General features: G+C 49.7%; 19 protein-coding genes. 5 read left to right on the plus strand and 14 right to left on the minus strand.

The genetic code is table 11. The features are described from left to right. Window position 1 precedes the first annotated feature (1 nt). Genes ACTZWV_RS08560 through zwf form a run of 4 tightly spaced genes read right to left on the minus strand, consistent with a single transcriptional unit; the run spans window position 2 to window position 4,976 of the window. Window positions 2–976, minus strand: a complete 975-nt coding sequence (locus tag ACTZWV_RS08560; RefSeq protein ID WP_444786145.1) for a glucokinase — start codon at window positions 974–976, stop codon at window positions 2–4. Beyond that, a complete protein-coding gene (gene edd / locus ACTZWV_RS08565; protein ID WP_444786146.1) occupies window positions 969–2,801 on the minus strand; it encodes a phosphogluconate dehydratase in 1,833 nt (610 codons plus the stop codon). Before edd ends, ACTZWV_RS08560 begins: the two co-directional genes overlap by 8 nt. A 3-nt stretch (window positions 2,802–2,804) precedes the next feature. After that, window positions 2,805–3,503 (minus strand): 6-phosphogluconolactonase, encoded by a 699-nt coding sequence (gene pgl / locus ACTZWV_RS08570; protein ID WP_444786147.1) that lies wholly within the window; start codon window positions 3,501–3,503, stop codon window positions 2,805–2,807. 3 nt (window positions 3,504–3,506) lie between these two features. Beyond that, on the minus strand, window positions 3,507–4,976 hold the full coding sequence (zwf, locus tag ACTZWV_RS08575; RefSeq protein WP_444786148.1) for a glucose-6-phosphate dehydrogenase: 1,470 nt from the start codon (window positions 4,974–4,976) through the stop codon (window positions 3,507–3,509). Between the two features lie 255 nt (window positions 4,977–5,231). On the opposite strand from zwf, the gene ACTZWV_RS08580 reads away from it, so the two are divergent. Together ACTZWV_RS08580 and pyk are read left to right on the plus strand one after the other, a co-directional pair. Next, complete coding sequence (locus ACTZWV_RS08580) at window positions 5,232–6,089, plus strand: MurR/RpiR family transcriptional regulator (protein ID WP_173501355.1); 858 nt, start codon at window positions 5,232–5,234, stop codon at window positions 6,087–6,089. A 134-nt stretch (window positions 6,090–6,223) separates the two neighbouring features. Next, on the plus strand, window positions 6,224–7,660 hold the full coding sequence (gene pyk / locus ACTZWV_RS08585; protein ID WP_444786149.1) for a pyruvate kinase: 1,437 nt from the start codon (window positions 6,224–6,226) through the stop codon (window positions 7,658–7,660). Between the two features lie 58 nt (window positions 7,661–7,718). Here pyk and ACTZWV_RS08590 read toward each other — a convergent pair whose 3' ends face one another. Next, complete coding sequence (locus tag ACTZWV_RS08590; RefSeq protein WP_444786150.1) at window positions 7,719–8,690, minus strand: DMT family transporter; 972 nt, start codon at window positions 8,688–8,690, stop codon at window positions 7,719–7,721. A gap of 213 nt (window positions 8,691–8,903) precedes the next feature. On the opposite strand from ACTZWV_RS08590, the gene ACTZWV_RS08595 reads away from it, so the two are divergent. Next, window positions 8,904–9,893, plus strand: a complete 990-nt coding sequence (locus ACTZWV_RS08595) for a 6-phosphofructokinase (RefSeq protein WP_444786151.1) — start codon at window positions 8,904–8,906, stop codon at window positions 9,891–9,893. Window positions 9,894–9,901: 8 nt separating this feature from the next. Here ACTZWV_RS08595 and ACTZWV_RS08600 read toward each other — a convergent pair whose 3' ends face one another. The 4 genes from ACTZWV_RS08600 to ACTZWV_RS08615 form a co-directional block, all read right to left on the minus strand. Further along, the gene (locus tag ACTZWV_RS08600) at window positions 9,902–10,720 is read right to left on the minus strand and encodes a LytR/AlgR family response regulator transcription factor (protein ID WP_444786152.1); all 819 of its coding nucleotides are present in this window, start codon (window positions 10,718–10,720) and stop codon (window positions 9,902–9,904) included. Further along, window positions 10,713–11,795: a sensor histidine kinase gene (locus tag ACTZWV_RS08605; protein WP_444786153.1), complete on the minus strand. Its 1,083-nt coding sequence runs from the start codon at window positions 11,793–11,795 to the stop codon at window positions 10,713–10,715. Before ACTZWV_RS08605 ends, ACTZWV_RS08600 begins: the two co-directional genes overlap by 8 nt. 135 nt (window positions 11,796–11,930) lie before the next feature. Then, window positions 11,931–12,329: an acyl-CoA thioesterase gene (locus ACTZWV_RS08610; protein ID WP_305550714.1), complete on the minus strand. Its 399-nt coding sequence runs from the start codon at window positions 12,327–12,329 to the stop codon at window positions 11,931–11,933. A gap of 129 nt (window positions 12,330–12,458) precedes the next feature. Further along, entirely contained in the window at window positions 12,459–12,809 is a 351-nt protein-coding gene (locus tag ACTZWV_RS08615) for an HIT domain-containing protein (protein WP_444786154.1), read from the minus strand. A gap of 77 nt (window positions 12,810–12,886) precedes the next feature. On the opposite strand from ACTZWV_RS08615, the gene ACTZWV_RS08620 reads away from it, so the two are divergent. Further along, window positions 12,887–14,656: a M61 family metallopeptidase gene (locus ACTZWV_RS08620; RefSeq protein WP_444786155.1), complete on the plus strand. Its 1,770-nt coding sequence runs from the start codon at window positions 12,887–12,889 to the stop codon at window positions 14,654–14,656. Window positions 14,657–14,661: 5 nt separating this feature from the next. Here the strand turns inward: ACTZWV_RS08620 and ACTZWV_RS08625 are convergent, their stop codons facing one another. From ACTZWV_RS08625 to ACTZWV_RS08635, 3 genes are all read right to left on the minus strand, one after another. Continuing rightward, complete coding sequence (locus tag ACTZWV_RS08625; protein ID WP_444786156.1) at window positions 14,662–15,474, minus strand: M23 family metallopeptidase; 813 nt, start codon at window positions 15,472–15,474, stop codon at window positions 14,662–14,664. Next, entirely contained in the window at window positions 15,437–16,294 is an 858-nt protein-coding gene (locus ACTZWV_RS08630) for a 6-pyruvoyl trahydropterin synthase family protein (RefSeq protein WP_444786157.1), read from the minus strand. The genes ACTZWV_RS08625 and ACTZWV_RS08630 overlap by 38 nt, the downstream gene beginning before the upstream one ends. A gap of 83 nt (window positions 16,295–16,377) precedes the next feature. Further along, window positions 16,378–16,635, minus strand: coding sequence for a hypothetical protein (locus tag ACTZWV_RS08635; protein WP_173501344.1), 258 nt, complete (start codon window positions 16,633–16,635; stop codon window positions 16,378–16,380). 145 nt (window positions 16,636–16,780) lie between these two features. On the opposite strand from ACTZWV_RS08635, the gene fabA reads away from it, so the two are divergent. After that, complete coding sequence (gene fabA, locus ACTZWV_RS08640; protein ID WP_444786158.1) at window positions 16,781–17,293, plus strand: bifunctional 3-hydroxydecanoyl-ACP dehydratase/trans-2-decenoyl-ACP isomerase; 513 nt, start codon at window positions 16,781–16,783, stop codon at window positions 17,291–17,293. A gap of 98 nt (window positions 17,294–17,391) precedes the next feature. Here fabA and rmf read toward each other — a convergent pair whose 3' ends face one another. After that, window positions 17,392–17,574, minus strand: a complete 183-nt coding sequence (gene rmf, locus ACTZWV_RS08645) for a ribosome modulation factor (protein WP_068238104.1) — start codon at window positions 17,572–17,574, stop codon at window positions 17,392–17,394. 261 nt (window positions 17,575–17,835) lie between these two features. Beyond that, window positions 17,836–19,527 carry a DUF3466 family protein gene (locus ACTZWV_RS08650; protein ID WP_444786159.1) on the minus strand — a complete coding sequence of 564 codons (1,692 nt, stop codon included), beginning with the start codon at window positions 19,525–19,527 and terminating at the stop codon, window positions 17,836–17,838. Between the last annotated feature and the right edge of the window lie 17 nt (window positions 19,528–19,544).

The following is a 19,544-nucleotide window of genomic DNA, read 5'->3' on the forward strand; positions in this document are numbered from 1 at the left end:
ATTAATTACTCGCCAAAAATTGTTTCAGGTAAACTGCCGCGCCCACTAACCCGGGCTGCTCTGCAGTAACGACATAGGTGGCGATCCGGCGATTAAATGCGCTAAACCGGCCTTTTGCTTCAAAACGTGCTCTGAACTCGCTTTGGCCAGCCAGAGGTAATAATTTCGGCGCTATACCGCCGGCAACATAAACGCCGCCAAAGGTGCTTAATGTCAGCGCTAAGTTGCCTGCCACACTGCCCAGCGCAGCAAAAAACTGTTGCACGGTGGCCGTGGCCAGTGCCGACTCGCCGCTTAAGGCTTGCTGCGCAATATCGGCTGCAGACAGCGGCTCCACAACCTGGCGCCGATATAACGCCAGGGCTTTATAAATGGCTTCAAGCCCGGGACCGGACAACAACCGCTCCGGCGATACATGGCCGTACTCTTTGGCCAGCATTTGCTGAATAAACCATTCCTGTTCGTTTTGCGCCGCCCAGTCAACATGGCCGCCTTCACCGGGCAGCGGGATATACTGCTCATTTACCGGCAGTAAATGCGCCACACCCAGACCGGTACCGGCACCTAACACCGCCATCGGCTGGCCCGGTTGCGCTTCACCGCTACCTAACTGCACTTTTTCTGTTGCGCTTAGTGCCGGTAAACACATGGCCACGGCGGTAAAGTCATTAATGACCTGCAGCGCCTCTAAGTCCAGTTGTTGTTGCATAGCACGCACGGAGAAATGCCAGTGGAAATTGGTCATGCTGACCTCATCACCATTGACCGGACAGGCAATAGCAATCGCCACGTGCTTAATACCGGTGAGCTGATGCTGTTGGCGGTAATGGGCCAATGCATCGGCCAGGGTAGCAAACTCTGCACAGGGATAAACTGCAATCTGATCCAGCGCTAAGCTGGTCAAATTCACCCGGCTGAACCGTGCGTTGGTGCCACCGATATCGGCAACAATAGCGTGGGTAGGCAACTTAGCCATGCAGGTGCTCCTCAGTGGTAAACAAGCTGCAGGCACCCTGCTCGGCTCCGGTTAACTGACTGCGCAGCGCGCCAAACATTTCGCGTCCCATGCCATAATAGCTGCCGGCCATGTCCAGCGTAGCCACTTCGCGTGCTGCCATTTCAGCATCGGACAACAACACTTCCAGCCGGCCGGTGTTACCGTCTACCAGCATCATATCGCCGGTTTTTATCTTAGCGATATTGCCGCCGTCTATCGCTTCCGGCGTAACATGAATAGCGGCCGGCACTTTGCCTGAGGCACCGGACATACGCCCGTCGGTTACCAGCGCAACTTTGTAACCCCGGTCCTGCAACACGCCAAGCGGTGGTGTTAATTTATGCAGCTCCGGCATACCACAGGCTTTAGGGCCCTGGAAACGCACCACCACAATGCAGTCTTTATTCAGCTCACCGGCTTTAAAGGCGGCGTCTAATTCGTGCTGGCTGGAAAATACCACTGCCGGCGCTTTTACTACTTCGGTGCCTTCACGCAGCGCCGAGGTTTTAATTACGCCACGGCCAACATTACCGGACAATACTTCCAGGCCACCATGGTCTTTAAAGGGTTTTTTCACTGTGGCCAATACATCCGGGTCCAATGAGCTTTGCGGAGCATCAACCCAAACCAGTTTGCCATCCTGCATTACCGGCTGTTGGGTGTAGCGGCGTAAGCCAGGCCCGGCGACCGTTTGTACGTCTTCATGCAGTAAGCCGGCATCCAGCAGTTCGCGAATAAGCAGAGCCATACCACCGGCATGCTGGAAATGGTTAATATCGGCCTGGCCATTCGGGTAAATCCGCGTTAGCAGCGGTGTGGCGGCCGATAACTCAGCAAAATCGTCCCAGTTAACAATAAAGCCGGCAGCACGCGCCATGGCAATTAAATGCATGGTGTGGTTGGTTGAGCCGCCGGTGGCCAGCAAACCAACAATGCCGTTAACAATGGCTTTGGCATCCACCAACTTACCTATCGGCAGATAATCAGTGCCTAAATCGGTTAAACGCGTAACCTGGCGCGCCGCCGCTTTGGTCAGCTCATCACGCAGCTCTGTGCCCGGGTTAACAAAAGATGAGCCGGGTAAATGCAGGCCCATAATTTCAACCACTAACTGGTTAGAGTTAGCCGTGCCGTAGAAGGTACAGGTACCGGCAGAGTGATAAGACGCCGACTCAGCCGCCAGCAGCTCTTCCTTGCCTACTTTGCCCTCGGCATATAACTGCCGCACCCGCGCTTTTTCTTTGTTCGGAATGCCCGATGGCATAGGCCCGGCCGGCACAAACACAAAGGGTAAATGGCCGAAGCTCAAAGCCGCCATAAATAAACCGGGTACAATTTTATCGCAAATGCCCAGCATTAAGCCGCCATCAAACATATTGTGCGACAAACCAACGGCTGCCGACATGGCAATAATATCGCGGCTGAGTAAGCTCAGCTCCATGCCGGGTTGGCCCTGGGTTACGCCATCGCACATTGCCGGTACACCACCGGCAAATTGCGCTACGCTGCCGACATCCTGCACCGCTTGCTTAATAATGGCCGGGTAATGCTCATATGGCTGATGCGCCGACAGCATATCGTTGTAAGACGACACTATGCCGATATTGGCTTTGGTCAGGCTGCGTAAATCGCCTTTATCCTGTTGATTACAGGCAGCAAAACCGTGCGCCAGATTGCCGCAGCTTAATACGCCACGATGCGGGCCTTTTAACCTGGCCTGCTCTAAGCGTTGTAAATAGATGTCGCGGCTGCGTTGGCTGCGGGCGATAATTCTGTCGGTTACTTTCTGAATCACAGGATCCATGATTTACCCCTGATGTTCGGTATACATCACTGCGACATGCGCCACAGGATGGTGTAAAAAGGCACGGATTGGCATGGCAGGCACATCTTGCCCGGCCATTGCTTTATTCAGTACCGCGAGTTTATTGGCACCTACCAGATGTAAAAACAGATGCCGACTGTTTAATAATCTGGGCAGGCTTAATGATATGCGCTCATAGGGCGCGGTTTCTGGCTGCACTGCCAGTACAGCCGGAGCATCGGCTGCCAGCCCGGCTTGAATTTGTTCGCTGCAGGGAAATAACGACGCGGTATGGCCGTCTTCACCCATGCCGAGGATCACGGCATCAAAAGTGGGTAAACCGGCAATACGTGGCAGTACTTGTGCTACGCCATCAAAGGCTGACGCCGTATCGGCATACAAGCTGATAAACTTTGCTGCTTTAGCGTTATGTTGTAATAACACTGCCTTTACCAGCCGTTCATTAGAATCGTTTTGCGTGTCATCCAGCCAACGGTCATCTGCCAACAACACCGTAACTTTATCCCAGGCTAAATCGACCTGACTTAACGCAGTAAATAACGCCTGCGGTGTTTTACCGCCGGACACCACTAAATAAGCGGCACCGCGCTCGTTAATGGCCTGTCGTAAAATGGCCACCAGGCGCTTGGCAAATTCTGCGTTTAATGCGCCGGTGTCAGTAAATTGGTTCAGTTGCATCATGGCTTATTCTTCCCAGTTACGCTCGTCACGTGCCAGCATAGAAATCGCGGCAACAGGGCCCCAACTGCCGGCCTGATAAGTTTTCGGCGGCTCGTTGCTGGTTTTCCACGCGTTCAGAATGCCGTCAACCCAGCTCCAGGCGTGCTCAACTTCATCGCGGCGCACAAACAAATATTGGTTACCCAACATGGCTTCCAGCAGCAAACGCTCGTAAGCGTCGGCAATACGCTGCGATTTAAAGGTTTCGTCAAAACTTAAGTCCAGCTTGCTTTCCTGCAGGCGCATATGTTCGCCCAGGCCAGGGATTTTATTCAGTACCTGAATTTCCACGCCTTCATCCGGTTGCAGACGAATAATCAGCTTGTTCGCCGGCAGTTGGTTATAAGTAGCATGGAAAATATTGTGCGGTTGCGGTTTAAAGCAAATCACCACTTCGCTGAGCTTACCGGCCATACGCTTACCGGTACGCAGGTAAAACGGCACCCCGGCCCAACGCCAGTTGTCAATATCCACCTTAATAGCCACAAAGGTTTCGGTTTTGCTGTTTGGCCTTGCCCCCTCTTCTTCCAGATAACCCGGCGCTGCCTTACCGGCAACAAAACCGCTGGCGTATTGGCCACGCACGGTTTTTTCCTGAATATTGCTGATATCAATACGGCGCAGCGCTTTGAGCACTTTTAACTTTTCATCACGGATGCTATCGGCATCCAGCCTGGCCGGCGGTTCCATGGCAATTAAGGTTAATACCTGCAGTAAGTGGTTTTGCACCATATCACGCATTTGGCCGGCATCGTCGTAGTAGCTCCAACGGCCTTCTACGCCTACTTCCTCAGCCACAGTGATCTGCACATGGTCAATCGAGTTATGGTCCCAGTTACCGGCAAAGATGGCGTTAGCAAAGCGCAGTGCTAACAAGTTAAGCACCGTTTCTTTACCCAGATAGTGGTCAATCCGGTAGATCTGGCTTTCTTTAAAGAACTCGGCCACCTGATCGTTAATTACCTTAGATGAGGCTAAGTCATGGCCGATAGGTTTTTCCAGCACTACCCTCGCAGGCTCCTGTGCCAGCCCGGCAGCCGCCAGGCCTTTACAGATGGCGCCGAACAGCGATGGAGGCGTGGCAAAATAACTTACCGGCACGCGCTGGTTGATGTCGGCAACAGCGGTTAGCTTGTGGTAATCCTGCTCATTGGCTAAATCCAGTTGTACATATACCAGCTTGCTTTGCAGGCGCTGCCATACAGCGTTATCCAGCGGTTCTTTTAAAAATTTGTTCAGATTGGTCAGCACCAGCTCTACATAGGCTTCGGTGCTCATTTCATCGCGGGCAACACCAATAATACGTGACTGCGGACAGAGTAAATCTGCTTTTTCTAACTGATACATGGCGGGCAAAAGCTTACGCCTTGCCAGGTCGCCTTTGGTACCAAAAAGAATTAAGTCGCAGGCGGAATTTTGTGCTGTTGTCGTCATAACTGACCCTTGATTTAGATGTAATTTTACAACACTTTGGCCATACTAGCGCAGCATAACGGGGTTGTAAACCAGATATCTTGTAATTAAATTACATAACGCGTAATGTTTTGACTATTCTTATATAATAAGGCAGCCTTAGCAACGGATCTGTCGTTTTGTGGTAAATTTAATACTATTTTGACCACAAAGCCGTTGTATAACACCAAGCGTTACAGGTTGTATCAGGCCTAATTATAAGTCAGGAATTGCCGGATGAATGTGCTGGAAAAAATCGTCAATAGCGTAAACAGTTTTAGTAAATCGGAGCGTAAAGTTGCCGATGTTATTCTGGCCAACCCGCAAACCACTATTCACAGTAGTATAGCGGCCCTGGCGAAAATGGCAGATGTCAGCGAACCCACGGTTAACCGCTTCTGCCGCAGGCTGGATACCAAGGGCTTTCCTGATTTTAAGCTGCATTTAGCACAAAGCCTGGCCAACGGCACGCCTTATGTAAACCGTCATGTTGAAGAAGAAGACGGCCCTGAAGCCTATACAGCAAAGATTTTTGAATCCACCATGGCGGCGCTGGATACCGCAAGGCAACGTGTTGATATTAATACCATTAATCGCGCAGTTGATGTACTTACCCAAGCAAAGAAAATCTCCTTCTTCGGCCTTGGCGCTTCGGCATCAGTGGCACACGATGCGCAAAATAAGTTTTTCCGCTTTAATGTTCCGGTAGTGTGTTTTGACGACATTGTAATGCAACGCATGAGCGCGATTAACAGTGCTGAAGGTGACGTTGTGGTATGTATCAGCCATACGGGCCGCACCAAGAACCTGTGTGATATCGCTGCGATAGCGCGGGAAAATGACGCTACCGTTATCGGTGTAACCGCCTATGACAGCCCGCTGGCAAAAGAATGTACCTTAGTGCTGTCGCTGGATGTACCGGAAGATACCGACATGTATATGCCGATGGCGTCACGGGTGGCACAACTGGTACTGATTGATATTCTGGCCACCGGCTTTACCCTGCGCCGTGGCACTAAGTTTCGCGAAAACCTGAAAAAAGTGAAAGACAGCCTGCGTGGCTCGCGCTTTGATAAGAAAGACTTCAATAACTAAGCTTTTGGTGCAGTTGTGGTTGCAACTGCACCAACCTGTAATTTTTCTTCGCCGCCTTGCTGTATTCTGTAATAAAATTACATTACACTTAAATGCATGTAAGACACCCTCTTTGTTATCAGCAGGAAAACACCATGCACAGAAGAACTAAAATTGTAGCCACCCTCGGCCCCGCCACCAGCACGCAAATTTCAATCGAAAAGTTGATCCAGGCCGGCGCGTCGGTATTCCGGTTAAACTTCTCGCATGGCAGTGCTGATGATCATCGCGAACGTGCCACTATGGTGCGCGCTGCTGCTGAAAAGCTCGGCGCCCACGTTGCTATACTCGGCGATTTACAAGGCCCGAAAATCCGTGTCTCAACCTTTAAAAACGGTGCCGTGCAGTTAGAAGAAGGCCAACCTTATGTGTTGGATGCCGAACTGGCCAAAGGCGAAGGTGATGAGCACCAGGTTGGTATTGACTATAAGCAACTGCCGCAAGACGTGGTAGCCGGCGATTTACTGTTGCTGGACGATGGCCGCATTCAGCTGAGTGTTGAGCGCGTAGAAGGCGCCCGTGTTTATACTACCGTTACGGTAGGCGGTAAGCTGAGCAACAACAAAGGCATTAACCGCCAGGGCGGCGGTTTAACAGCCCCTGCCCTGACCGACAAAGACAAACGCGATATTATTACCGCTGCGCAGATTGATGTCGATTTTCTGGCAGTGTCATTCCCGCGCTGTGGTGACGATTTACGTTTAGCCCGCGAGCTGGCACAAGCTGCCGGCTCTGACGCACGCATTATGGCCAAGATTGAGCGCGCTGAAGCCGTAGCAGATGACGCAACCCTAGATGACATTATCCGCGCTTCAGATGCGGTAATGGTTGCCCGTGGTGATTTAGGCGTAGAAATTGGCGATGCCGAATTGGTTGGTCAACAAAAACGCATTATTGCCCGTTCACGCCAGTTAAACCGCGTGGTGATCACCGCGACCCAGATGATGGAAAGCATGATTGAAAGCCCGATGCCAACCCGTGCTGAGGTTATGGACGTAGCTAACGCCGTGCTCGACGGCACTGATGCCGTGATGCTGTCAGCCGAAACGGCCGCCGGTAAATACCCGACAGAAACCGTACGTGCTATGGCGCGGGTATGTGACGGTGCCGAGAAACACCCCAGTGTGCAAATCTCCAAACACCGTATGGATGTTACCTTTACCGAGATCAGCGAAACCATCGCCTTATCGGCAATGTATGCAGCTAACCATCTGGAAGGCATTAAAGCCATTATTACGCTGACAGAGTCCGGTTATACCGCCAAGCTGATGTCACGTATTACCTCACCACAGCCTATTTATGCGCTGTCACGCCACAGCAAAACACTGAATAAGATGGCGTTATACCGCGGCGTGTATCCGGCGTTTTTTGACAGCACAGCTTTAGTTGGCCAATCCCTGGCCGATGCAGCAATAGATGCTATTAAGCTGAAAGCCGGGCTGAAAAGCGGTGATTTGGTCATTATGACGCACGGCGACGTGATGGAAACCATAGGCGCATCTAACACCTGCAGGATTGTGCAGGTAAAATAAGCACTACAACAATAAAAAAGGGCCTGCGGGCCCTTTTTGTTTGTTGCGATGTATGAGCTCAAAATACGTCGCGTTGCAACTTGCGGACTTTTTGCGCTGCGCGGTATTGCACAAATTGCGGCGCCAATGCAGTAAGCGCCGAGCCCGACACCACAAAGATGGCGCCAAGCCAGGACCACAGATTCAACTGCTGCGGCACTAAAAAACCCGGCAACAACCAGCCGATAACATTGGCGAATAAGATGGTAAACAACGGCGTTACTGCCAGCACCGCACTCACCTTCGACGCTTCCCAATGATGCAGCGCTTCGGCAAAGGCGCCATAAGCCACCACAGTATTTAAACAACAGAAAATCAGCAAAGCCCAGTGTAGCTGGCTCATGCTTTGCAACGGCGCAAAATCTGACAAGGGTAAAAATGCTATGCTACCGCCAACGTAGAGTAAGTACATAATTTGTTTCGAGCTGTAATGCACCAACAATTGCTTTTGCGCCAACGCATAAGCGGCCCAGGTAACAGCGGCGGCAATGACTAACAACACGCCGAGGGTTTCGCTACCGGCTTGTAGCACTAACAGCAGTAAGCGTTCGTTAAAAAACAACAGCAGCCCAGCGACCAGTATCACGGCGCCTACTTTCTGCCACAGCAATAGCCGCTCTTTAAAAATAACCACGCCGCCGAGCATCATCAGAAAGGGCGCCAGTTGTATCACCACCTGGCCGGTTTCTGCACTCAGGTAATTTAAGCCACTAAGGTACATAATGTAATTCGACAATAAGCCGGCTACGGCAATCAGCATTAACCAGGCTACCTTGCCGCTGAACAATACGGCAAGTGCCGGCAGCTTACCGCGCAGGCCCAGCCATATACCAACCATCACCGCAGCAGCCAGAAAGCGGATCGCCGTTATGGTGTTGGCTGTCATCACATCCAGCAGTATTTTCAGCGCTATCGGTAAGATGCCCCATAACACTGCCGTGGTGAGCGCTAACAGCAGACCAGCCAGGCTTTTACCTGTAATTTGATGCATCATGATCCCGATTTAATTGACCGCAGGCAACAATGCCGCAGCTCGCCGGTTACAACGGCGGCATTTTCGCTTATTTGTGCTGAACTTGTCGCGTTATATCGCCGGCAGTTGCGACTAAATTACCGTCACTTGCGCTATATCAAACCCCGGCACTGGCATCAGGCTCTATACTGAACGCAGTTTTTAGCTGAATACCTGAAGAAAGCACTCTGTATGATAAAACGCATTGGCATCTTAACCTCCGGCGGCGATGCGCCGGGCATGAACGCTGCTATCCGCGCGGCAGTTCTAACCGCCGCTGCGCACAATATCGACGTAATAGGTTTTCGCCATGGTTTTAACGGCTTACTTGAGGATGATTCACAAACCTTGTTGCCACAGCATGTGCAGCATATTATCCAACAAGGCGGCACTATTTTAAAAAGTGCCCGTTGTAAAGCGCTGCATACCGATGCCGGCGCCCGCCAGGCGGCTGATGCATTGCACCGGTTACAGTTAGATGCGTTGTTAATTATTGGCGGCGATGGCAGTTTCCGTGGTGCTTTAGCTATTGCCCCTTATTACCGTGGCCAGATCATCGGCGTGCCGGGCACTATAGATAATGACGTTGATGGCACCGATTTCACCATTGGTTTTGCCACGGCAATTGATACTGCGCTGGATGCGATAGACAAAATTCGTGATACCGCTGATGCGTTTGAACGTATTTTCTTAGTGGAATTAATGGGCCGCCACTCCGGCTATATTGCGCTCTCTGCCGGTATTGCTGCCGGTGCCGAGCAAATTATTTGCCCTGAATTCGGTGCATTGCAGGCCAATGCGCTCAAAACGCTGATCACCCCCATTCAACGTGCCCAGCTGCTACGCGGCAAAAGCAGCTACATTATGGTGGTAGCAGAGAACAGTTACCCGGGTGGCACCACAGCGCTGGCAGAGGCGCTCAGTTCAGCTTTGGGTATAGAATGCCGTGCCTGTATTTTGGGCCATATTCAACGCGGCGGCTCACCGGTAGGCGCCGACCGTATTCTGGCAACCAAACTGGGCGCCTTTGCAGTAGAGCAGCTGGTAGCGGGTGCACATTTAATGATGGCAGGTGAGATTAATCAACAAGCGGTGTTGTATCCACTGGCCCAAACCGGCGAGCGAAAAAAGCAGATCGACCCGTATTTAGTGCGCTGGCAACAGCACATTGCCAGCGACTAAACACAACATCAGTTACTGAAGACTTGTTTTACGCGATCTTTATAGCTGCGGCTTACTTTTACTGACTGGCCATTGGTTAACATTAACTGATGCTCACCATTGGCCAGCATTTGCAGCTTGGCAATGGTATGCACGTTAACAATGGCTGAGCGATGCACGCGGACAAACAGTCTCGGGTCCAGCTCCTGCTCCAGTTCTTTCATGGTGCGCCGCAGTATATGCGTCTGGCCGTCGCGGGTATGGATACACATATAATCACCGGCGGCATCAACCCACTCTATAGCCGATACCGGTACCCGGGTAATTTCGCCGCTGTCTTTAATGCTGATAGCATCCGGAAAACGATCATTGACTACCGGTTCTGCGTTATCTAGCCGTTGTAAAATATTACCGGCATCATCACCGGTCAGTTTGGCGACGGCTTCCGCTAACTGGCCTTTATGTTTTTGCGTATCCTGGGCTAAAAACAATTTCAGCACTTTCTCTACGGCTTGCCGTAGCCGCTCCGGTTCAACCGGCTTTAACACGTAATCCAGCGCACTGACTTCAAAAGCATTAAACGCATAGTGATCATAAGCGGTAACGAACACGATATAAGGCAGGCTTTGCTGCTGCGCCTGCAATTGCTTTAATACGCTGAAACCATCCATGCCCGGCATTTCGACATCCAGAAATACCAGGTCCGGTTTATGTTGGCTGATACTTTCTATCGCTTGCTGGCCATTGCTGCATTCGGCAACCACTTCCAGCTCCGGAAATTCTTTTAGCCGCACCAACATCCCTTTACGGGCCAGAGGTTCGTCGTCAACTACTATTACCTTAAGCATGTTCCTGTTCCGTTTTTTCTAGTTGTAATGGAATTCTTATATTTACTTTTAAACCGCGCGGTTGGTTATGCGTTAAAACCAAGGCAAAGTCATTATCGTACAATGCTGCAAGCCGTTCTTTGGTATTCACCAGGCCAACGCCGCTATCATTGCTTTTCGGCAGACCGTCATTAATGGTCATACCCGGGCCATTATCAGCCACTTCCAGTAATAAATCGTGACCAAATTTTTTCGCCGTAATGGCTATCTCGCCACCATTAATCTGGCTGGCTACCGCATACTTAATGGCATTTTCTATCAGCGGTTGCAGTATTAAGCTGGGTACCAAAGCTTGCTCGGTACCAGGCTCAATATCAAACACTATCGACAGTCGCTCAGAGAACCTTACCCGCTCAATTTCAAGATACAGCCTGGCAGCGTAAATCTCCTGCTCCAGCGCAACTTTGTTAATGGGATCTTTGTACAACGAATAGCGCAAAAAGTCACTAAGCCTTGTTACCATTTTATTGGCTGTATCAGCTTCATTGATCAAAACCAGGGTAGAAATGGCATTTAAGGTATTAAACAAAAAGTGCGGATTAAGCTGATAACGCAGCATTTTAAGTTGGGCTTCGTGCGCTTTATTGGTGGCGGTTAGGGATTTTTGTTTTTCCAACTGCAGTGTTTGATAGTACTTAATACCGAAATACAGCCCGCTCCAGCTTAAGATGACATAAAAGGCTACCGGTGTATCACGCACGTACTTTAGCCAGTCATCCGGTCTGGCGCCGTGGCGGTATATTTCCCAGTAATTAAAGTTACGTACGGCGGTCCAGATAGCGGCAACTGCAAATGCCAACAGCAGCACTGTAAGCACCATTTTCCACGGTATCCAATGCCATACTTTTTGATAAGCGTAACGCAGCGGAATAGTAATAAGCCAGCCGATGTAAGAGTCCAGCGCAACCACAATCAGATAGGCATCGCGGGTTTCCTGCACCAAAGAACCCAGATAATTGACAATGGCAAAACCCAACCAGCCCAGAGTATGCAGGATCCAGAACTGTCTGGTACGATCTTCAAATAACTTATACACCAATAAAACCTGCGCTACGGCCGGACAATGGCCCGATTATAACCAAATAACAGTAAAGTGCCCTGCTCACTGAGCGCATTTGTCCATGTGTTGATCGCATTATATCAGCGATACAGACCGGATGAGCATGGCTTATTAACCGATGACCGGGGTTGGTTTACGATCCGGCCCCAGCGCTACAAAAGTAAAGCTGCCGGAAATGGCTTTATGCTGATCATCGTTGTACATATGCTCAACAAAGATATCCACATGCACGCGGATGCTGGTGCGCCCGACATGTTCCACTTTAGCTACCAGTTCAATAATAGTACCGGCCGGAATAGACTCTTTAAAATCCACCCGGTCTGAGCTGACGGTAACCAGCGGTTTGCGGCAAAACCGCGTTGCCGCGATAAAGGCAGCTTCATCCATCCAGGCCAGCGCTTCGCCACCAAATAAGGTATTGTGATGGTTGGTTCTGCCGGGAAACACTGTCTTGGTTACCCGGGTAACCGCATGTTCCATCCGTTTGGCGATCAGGGCGTCATTATTCATATCTGTACTCTTCTGTACTCTTTAGTACTTTGCCGGTAAAGCTTCAGGACGCGGATTCTATAAGACTTGTCTGCAATTGCAACAGTATCGCACAGAAATACGTATTCAACGCCGTGGTTAACGCTTTAGTCAGCGGCTTAACATTGGCCCCAGCGCCCTGCCGCCAACCAAATGCAGGTGAATATGATATACCTCCTGGCCGCCATGGGCATTGCAGTTCATGATCAAGCGATAGCCTTTATCGGCGATACCATGCTCGGCGGCCATTTTACGCGCCACGCTGAACAAACGCCCCAGCGCCGCTTCGTGTTGTGGCTCTACATCATTTACTGTCGGGATCAGCTGATTAGGTACCAGTAAAATATGCACCGGCGCCCTGGGGCGGATATCGCGAAATGCCGTTACCAGCTCATCCTGATATAAAATATCCGCATTGGCCTCGCGGCGAATAATTTTACTGAATACCGTTTCTACAGCCATGTCATTTTCCTTCATCGGTTTTAGCGGCATAATAGCCAGCTTAATACGCCAAAGCACTGCAGGCAAAGAGAAATACTATGAAATCTGTGAAGTACCGACTGGATATCAGCGATATCAGCGCACACCTGGTCAGCGTTAACCTGAGCTTTAAACCCGTTGATGCAATACATGAACTGGTGCTGCCGGCGTGGATCCCCGGCAGTTATATGATCCGTGATTTTGCCCGCAATATTGTCGCCATTAGTGCTACAGACAGTAACGGGCCGCTCACACTGCAGCAAATGGATAAACAACGCTGGCAGTTGCACTGTAACAGCTGCACAGTCACCGTAACTTATCAGCTGTATGCTTATGATTTATCGGTGCGCGCAGCCTATATTGACGACGAAGTGGCGGTACTGAACCCCGCCAGTTTGTGTCTGAGCGTCAGTGCACTGCAGCAGTTGCCACATAAAGTGCATATCAACAAACCAGTGTCACGCGTTACCAAAAACTGGCGGCTTGCTACCGGCTTGAATCGCGCAACGGATACGGATTTTCTTGGTTTTGGCGAATATCAGGCCAACAGTTATCAAAGCCTTATTGACAGCCCGATACTGGCGGGCCATTTCCAGCTGGCAGAGTTCAGCATCGATGACATTAAGCATTACCTGGTGGTAACAGGCGACAATTTAACCGACTTGTCGCGTTTTAGTGGTGATGTGGAAAAAATTTGCCGGCAACAAGTAACAACCTTCGGCAGCCTGCCAGCCGATTTAACCAGCTATTGGTTTTTACTTTGGGTAACAGAAGATGGCTACGGTGGCCTGGAGCATCTCAATTCAACGCTATTGCTGTGCAGCCGCTTTGACTTACCGGCGCCGGGCCAGGCTGACATTGACGACAATTATCAAAACCTGCTGGCACTTTGCAGCCACGAATATTTTCATACCTGGTGGGTTAAGCGCTTAAAACCGGCCTGCTTTGCGCAGTATCAGTTGGCAGCGGAGCAATACACGCCGCAGCTGTGGTTATATGAAGGTTTCACCTCCTACTATGATGACCTGGCACTGGTGCGTACTGGCTTAATTGACGGTAAAAGCTATATTAAAACGCTGGAAAAGACCATCTCAAGAGTCACGCGTAACCCAAGTGACACGCAACAAAGCCTGACTGACAGCAGTTTTACCGCCTGGACTAAGTTTTATAAGCAGGATGAAAATGCCGTTAATGCGGTGGTCAGTTATTACGCTAAAGGTGCGTTACTGGCACTGTGTCTGGATGCCTGGCTACGCCGCCACGGTGCCTGCCTGGATCAGATAGTGCGTCAACTATGGCAACAGTACCTGGCATCAGGTACGCCGGATAAAGCGTTACAATTGGTGCTGCAGCAACTTGGCTTTGCTGAACTTGCCACCCTGACCGATAACTGGCTAACACAGGCAATTAGCCTACCTTTGGTATCACTGTTACCGGCACTGGGATTGCAGCTAACCTTACGCCCTATGCAGCATGGCGATGATTTCGGCGGTGAGGCGACGACGGAAGCGCCGGCGTTTATCGGCGCACAAACCAAGGTTGTTAATGGCCTGGTGCAGCTGACACAGGTTTATCATGGCGGTAGTGCGCATCAGGCCGGTTTAATGAGCGGAGATCAGCTGTTAGCGCTGGATGGGCGTAAAATCAGTGCCACCAGCCTGCCACAGCTGTTAAAGCGCAGCCAAAGTGGCAGTAGCTTAACACTGCACTTTTATCGTAAAGATCGACTATTGCAAAGCCAGCTGACGTTAAATACCGCACTACAACAGGTTGCTGTGCTTACAGTTGCAGAACAAGCATTGTGCGACGCCTGGTTACAACAAGTTTAGCTGCATTAGTTTATAACCAAACCCGGTAGCAGGGCCGGATCCAACCGTTCCTGCTGCCAGTTAATGCGCCAGTCCAGATGCGGCCCGGTAACACGGCCGGTGGTGCCCACCTCTGCAATCTTCTGCCCCTGCGTTATGGTTTGCCCCACGGCTACATCAAACTTACTTAAATGCATAAAGGTAGAACTGATACCAAAGCCGTGATCCACTATCAGGGTCAGGCCGGAATAATATAAATCTTCTGCCAGCAACACTGTGCCACCAAGTGGTGCTATTACCGGAGCGCCCACCGGCGCAGCGACATCCAAACCATAGTGCGGATTGCGCGGCTCACCGTTAAATACCCGTTGGCTGCCATAAACCCCGGAAATACGTCCCTGTGCCGGCATTACCGGAGTAGCAAAAATGTATGGTAAGTCTGATATGGTTTCACGAACAGCCCGCACCTGCTGGTTGTCACGGCGAATACGCTCAGTAACCTCTGCCGGCGGTGTCACATATTTTTGCGCCACACCGTTAACATGCTGAACATCGTATTGCCGCGCGCTAAAGTTCAGCGTTGAAACATGCTCTTTACCGTCCAACACTACTTTAAGCTGATGCTCAAGTGGTGCGTCACGGCCAATACCAAACACAAAGCGGCCATCGCTGCTAAGTGGGAGCTCTGTTTGATTAAAAAACACTTTGCTGCCAAGCGGCGCTTTGCCGCGCACTAAACTGCCCTGGGTTAGCTGACCTTCAAGCTGTGGTTGCGGTTGTGCTGCCAATACAAAACTGACACTAGCTAACAGCGATAGCGCCCTTACCCACCCCTTCATATGCCACTACCTTATATTGCTTTGTGTTATCCAATTGCTTTAATTCTGCGGCGATATAATCGGCCAAACACTCAACCGTGGTATCACAAGCCACTATTTCGCAGTGCGCAGCCGGCATCGTCAATTCAAACCAGCCCTGAGCGGCCTGGTAGCGAAAACAATAATCACCGGCGCCGGCGCTCAGATATTGTAATTCAGCCGGTGCGCAAACATCTTCAGTACTGCCTAAATAAATGTCCTGCCAGCGCTCGCACCAGTATTTGTTTAACCGCGGCGCTAACATGCCATCGGTATAAATTTGGATAGTAGAGCGATGGCCATGAGCAATACGCTGGCAATTACCGTCATGCTTTTTTAAACCATGACTGTAGTGATAGTAAAAACTGTTGCTGACCTCAGGCCGCAGGGTAAAAACCAGTTGCTGTACATTGTCCGGCAGTAAAGGCGCAATTTGCTGCTGCAAAAATGCCGTGACGCTATGCTCATTTATTTCTTCGGCAGCTATAGCCACAATGGCCTGTGCCGGTGCCGCCATACTGATGCGCCCGCGTGCCGATTGAAAGTTTAAGCGCTGCAACTCAGCGCTGCTATCCATGCTAAGAGCCGCAGATAAGGCCGGTACTGCCAGTTTATGATCTACCAGCTGATCTATCGCCTGCTTAATCACTTTTTTTACTTTGGCAAAATCCAACACCATTGAGGTTTGATCTAAACCACCGTGCAGCTCTACGTCAACAATATAGCTTTCACCCAACATACCGCGCTTGGCGCACAGGTAAGAAAAATCAATAACGGTTAGATCCCGTACAAACAAAATCATTAAAAGCTCTCTGGTTACTCAGCCATATACTGACGGCATTATAACGCCGAACACGCGCCGGCAACACCTGCCACGCAGGTAAATCAACGCTTATGCTCGGTTAACCAGCTGTTTAAAATACCCACCTGGCCACATTTGTGTGCGGCATACATTAAACGGATAGCATTACTGAGCAAGATGCTGTCGCTCCATTCGGTTTTTTTCTGGATTTCTTCATAGCAGCTTAACGCTTCCGGCGTCAGGTACCCGCGTAACTCTTTTTTACCGGATTGTTTTTGCCGCTCACGATAACGCTGCTGTTTCTCAGCATTGGTCAGCGCTTTTCCACTGGAATTGGTCATGATGTCACTCTTTGGCAATCATACTGTCATACACTTAACCGGTTGTCCGGTTTGCGCGTAAAAATAAGGCTTTACACAAATCGGACTTGTTTAGCGTACAAGTGTTCGCTAAAGTGGCCCGGTATTTTCACTGGATTAAACATACATGACTAAGAATAGCTTTACAAAAGAAGATTTAATCGCTTGTGCCAATGGCGAATTGTTTGGTGAAGGCAACAGCCAGTTACCTTCTGACAATATGCTGATGATGGACCGCATAGTACATATTTCTGAAGAAGGTGGCTTATACGGCAAAGGACAAATTATCGCTGAGCTGGATATAACACCAGATCTGTGGTTTTTCGCCTGTCACTTTAAAGGGGATCCGGTAATGCCGGGTTGCCTGGGTCTGGATGCCATGTGGCAATTAGTCGGCTTCTTTTTAGGCTGGTGTGAAGGTCCGGGTAAAGGCCGCGCTCTGGGCGTGGGCGAAGTTAAGTTTACCGGTCAGGTTCTGCCAACGGCAAAAAAAGTCACTTATACCATCAATATGAAGCGTGTGATTAAACGCAAACTGTTTATGGGTATTGCTGACGGTATCGTCAGTGTTGATGGCCGTGATATTTACGTAGCAGAAGATTTAAAAGTCGGTTTATTTCAGGACACATCGAGCTTTTAATGTAACAACCTGAAAATGACAAAAGCCCCGCAGACTACTCTTGCCGGGGCTTTTTTAATGCGGTAAATAACTACACAGAAAACTATTTGCCTATAAAACTATTGGCCTTTATTAAACAATCCAACGTTGCGATCTTCGATGGCCTCGCGCCAGCCTCCTAACCATTGTGAGCGCGTATCTAAACCTTGATAAGGGCAAATTTCTTTGGACCGTCCGGTTACACCGGCACGATAACCTTGAGCATGAGCACGTTCCAGACGATCACGTTTTTGTCTTTTCATACGGCAGTCTTCCTCAACTTTTGTGTGATAAAAATAACCGCAACATGTCTTGCGGTTACCCTTTAATAGATAGCCCGGACTGCGCAAAGGTTCAATTTGAATACGGCAGATTAATTGCTTGACAATGGCTAACAAACTGAACTTGTTTAAGATTTGATGACAGTTTTATTTATATCTAATTACACTAACCCAGCGTTTTCTTATAGCAAAGTTCCACACATCAGCAACAGAGATAAAAAAAGCTGCCGAAGCAGCTTTTTATCACACCTTAGTTTTACGCCACCACAGCAGACCGGAGCACAACAGCAGCAAACTCCAGGGCAAAGAGCCACCTTTACGTTTATACTCTGTTTCCTCTGAAGCACAGTTTTCTGCTTCGCCATTGGCAACCGGCATTAACTTCACCGCTATGGCCACATCTTCTTCTATGGTATTGCCGCTGCTGTCTAACACCACTTCACCTAAGGCATTACGCTGCTCGCGCTTAACCAAAGCAGTAGCCAGAATTTCACCATTGTTATTAATATCCGCCGCATCTACTATGGTGTAAGGCACATCACAACCCAGCAAGGTATTCAGATCACGGAAGCTGTCTGCAGTAATATCATAGACAAAACCATGATAACGGCGCGTGGTTGTGCCGGCTAACATTACCTCTGCTCTGCCTACTACCTGATCGAGATCATTTATCGCATTAGGTATCGAGGTTGAACTGGTAAAAAAATCTTGCGGGAATACGGTTTGCGCAGAGCTATAATCATGGTAAAAAAACTTGTTTCTACCGACAGAGTTAATTACTTTGCTGGCGTAACCGACCACGATGTCATTGTTATTCACTGCGACAGCATCACTGTTTAACCACTCCAGCGGATCAATCAGTGGTAGCACCTGCTCTTCAACATACAAGCTGGCGTGCTGTGCACGAAGATTCCTGTCTGAGTCAGTATATACCGAGCGGCCTACCGCCAAGCCGTTGTTATTAACACTGTTTGCTACGCTAAAATAAGTGCTGCCATCTACACCCTCACCATCAAAAGGTTCACCGGTGTTTTTATCGCCAAGAAAACCAAACACTCTCGCTTCGCCAACCGTACCATTGGCCTGCAACTGCCAAATCATAGCCCTTTGGTGATAACTGCCGCTTACCGCATCGTTATACAAACAGTTGTTTACCGGTGTATTTGAACCATCACAATCTTCTTCTATAGCAGTCTGATCATCTTCGTCCATACCACTACTGCCATAACCGGCAATCAAGCCGTTGTCACTGATAGCTTTGGCTACAGTAAAGCCACCGCCCAGCTCCTGATAAGGGGCCGGAATAGTCGTTACCTGATTATCCTGTACTACCACGCCTAACTGATATGGCAGCTCAGGTACCCAAACATCGCGCTCTTCAGGCTCAGGAGTTGTATCTGTTGGCGCCGGTGTAAAACTCTGCAAACTAAAGGTGGTGCTTGCAGTCCCCACTGCAACACCAGCGTTATTAATGTCGTATAGATATTCATTGTTGCTACGCTGCCGGGTGAGATCACGCAACGGCATATTTTGTAACATACCGTCTATAGTAGATACATACCCCAACGAGTATCCTATGCGTTGGTTTGCGGGATTAAAACGCAACAGAATGTTTAGTATAGCGGCGTCAATATTGCCGTTAATAGCATCAGCCAGTTGCTCGTCCGTTAGTAAAGCAATCACGGCATTACTTTCAAAATCGATAGCATCAAGGTCCAACGGGAAATTAAATGCTCCTAAACCATTGCCGTTACCTGATGCATTGGTGCTCAAAGCACCATTAACAACCACACTTCCGGCATCGTTTATTGCCGCAGCATAGGTAGACTTTACTTCGCTGACTTCACCAATCTCAACGACGCTGTACACTGCCGCTTGCACAGAACACAGACTTAACAGCGGCAATATCGCCAGGCTGATGCGTGATAACTTCATTCGGGGCCCCTAAAATT

The organism is Rheinheimera sp. NSM (genome assembly GCF_052380015.1).
GTDB lineage: Bacteria > Pseudomonadota > Gammaproteobacteria > Enterobacterales > Alteromonadaceae > Alishewanella.

Excerpts from the sequence above, each read along its gene's own strand:
- ACTZWV_RS08590 (WP_444786150.1), bottom strand. The coding sequence starts at position 8,690 with ATGCATCAAATTACAGGTAAAAGCCTGGCTGGTCTGCTGTTAGCGCTC.
- ACTZWV_RS08595 (WP_444786151.1), top strand. The coding sequence starts at position 8,904 with ATGATAAAACGCATTGGCATCTTAACCTCCGGCGGCGATGCGCCGGGC.
- ACTZWV_RS08600 (WP_444786152.1), bottom strand. The coding sequence starts at position 10,720 with ATGCTTAAGGTAATAGTAGTTGACGACGAACCTCTGGCCCGTAAAGGG.
- ACTZWV_RS08620 (WP_444786155.1), top strand. The coding sequence starts at position 12,887 with ATGAAATCTGTGAAGTACCGACTGGATATCAGCGATATCAGCGCACAC.
- ACTZWV_RS08580 (WP_173501355.1), top strand. The coding sequence starts at position 5,232 with ATGAATGTGCTGGAAAAAATCGTCAATAGCGTAAACAGTTTTAGTAAA.
- pyk (WP_444786149.1), top strand. The coding sequence starts at position 6,224 with ATGCACAGAAGAACTAAAATTGTAGCCACCCTCGGCCCCGCCACCAGC.
- rmf (WP_068238104.1), bottom strand. The coding sequence starts at position 17,574 with ATGAAAAGACAAAAACGTGATCGTCTGGAACGTGCTCATGCTCAAGGT.
- ACTZWV_RS08650 (WP_444786159.1), bottom strand. The coding sequence starts at position 19,527 with ATGAAGTTATCACGCATCAGCCTGGCGATATTGCCGCTGTTAAGTCTG.
- ACTZWV_RS08635 (WP_173501344.1), bottom strand. The coding sequence starts at position 16,635 with ATGACCAATTCCAGTGGAAAAGCGCTGACCAATGCTGAGAAACAGCAG.
- ACTZWV_RS08630 (WP_444786157.1), bottom strand. The coding sequence starts at position 16,294 with ATGATTTTGTTTGTACGGGATCTAACCGTTATTGATTTTTCTTACCTG.
- ACTZWV_RS08610 (WP_305550714.1), bottom strand. The coding sequence starts at position 12,329 with ATGAATAATGACGCCCTGATCGCCAAACGGATGGAACATGCGGTTACC.
- ACTZWV_RS08615 (WP_444786154.1), bottom strand. The coding sequence starts at position 12,809 with ATGGCTGTAGAAACGGTATTCAGTAAAATTATTCGCCGCGAGGCCAAT.
- ACTZWV_RS08560 (WP_444786145.1), bottom strand. The coding sequence starts at position 976 with ATGGCTAAGTTGCCTACCCACGCTATTGTTGCCGATATCGGTGGCACC.
- edd (WP_444786146.1), bottom strand. The coding sequence starts at position 2,801 with ATGGATCCTGTGATTCAGAAAGTAACCGACAGAATTATCGCCCGCAGC.
- zwf (WP_444786148.1), bottom strand. The coding sequence starts at position 4,976 with ATGACGACAACAGCACAAAATTCCGCCTGCGACTTAATTCTTTTTGGT.
- ACTZWV_RS08625 (WP_444786156.1), bottom strand. The coding sequence starts at position 15,474 with ATGAAGGGGTGGGTAAGGGCGCTATCGCTGTTAGCTAGTGTCAGTTTT.
- pgl (WP_444786147.1), bottom strand. The coding sequence starts at position 3,503 with ATGATGCAACTGAACCAATTTACTGACACCGGCGCATTAAACGCAGAA.
- fabA (WP_444786158.1), top strand. The coding sequence starts at position 16,781 with ATGACTAAGAATAGCTTTACAAAAGAAGATTTAATCGCTTGTGCCAAT.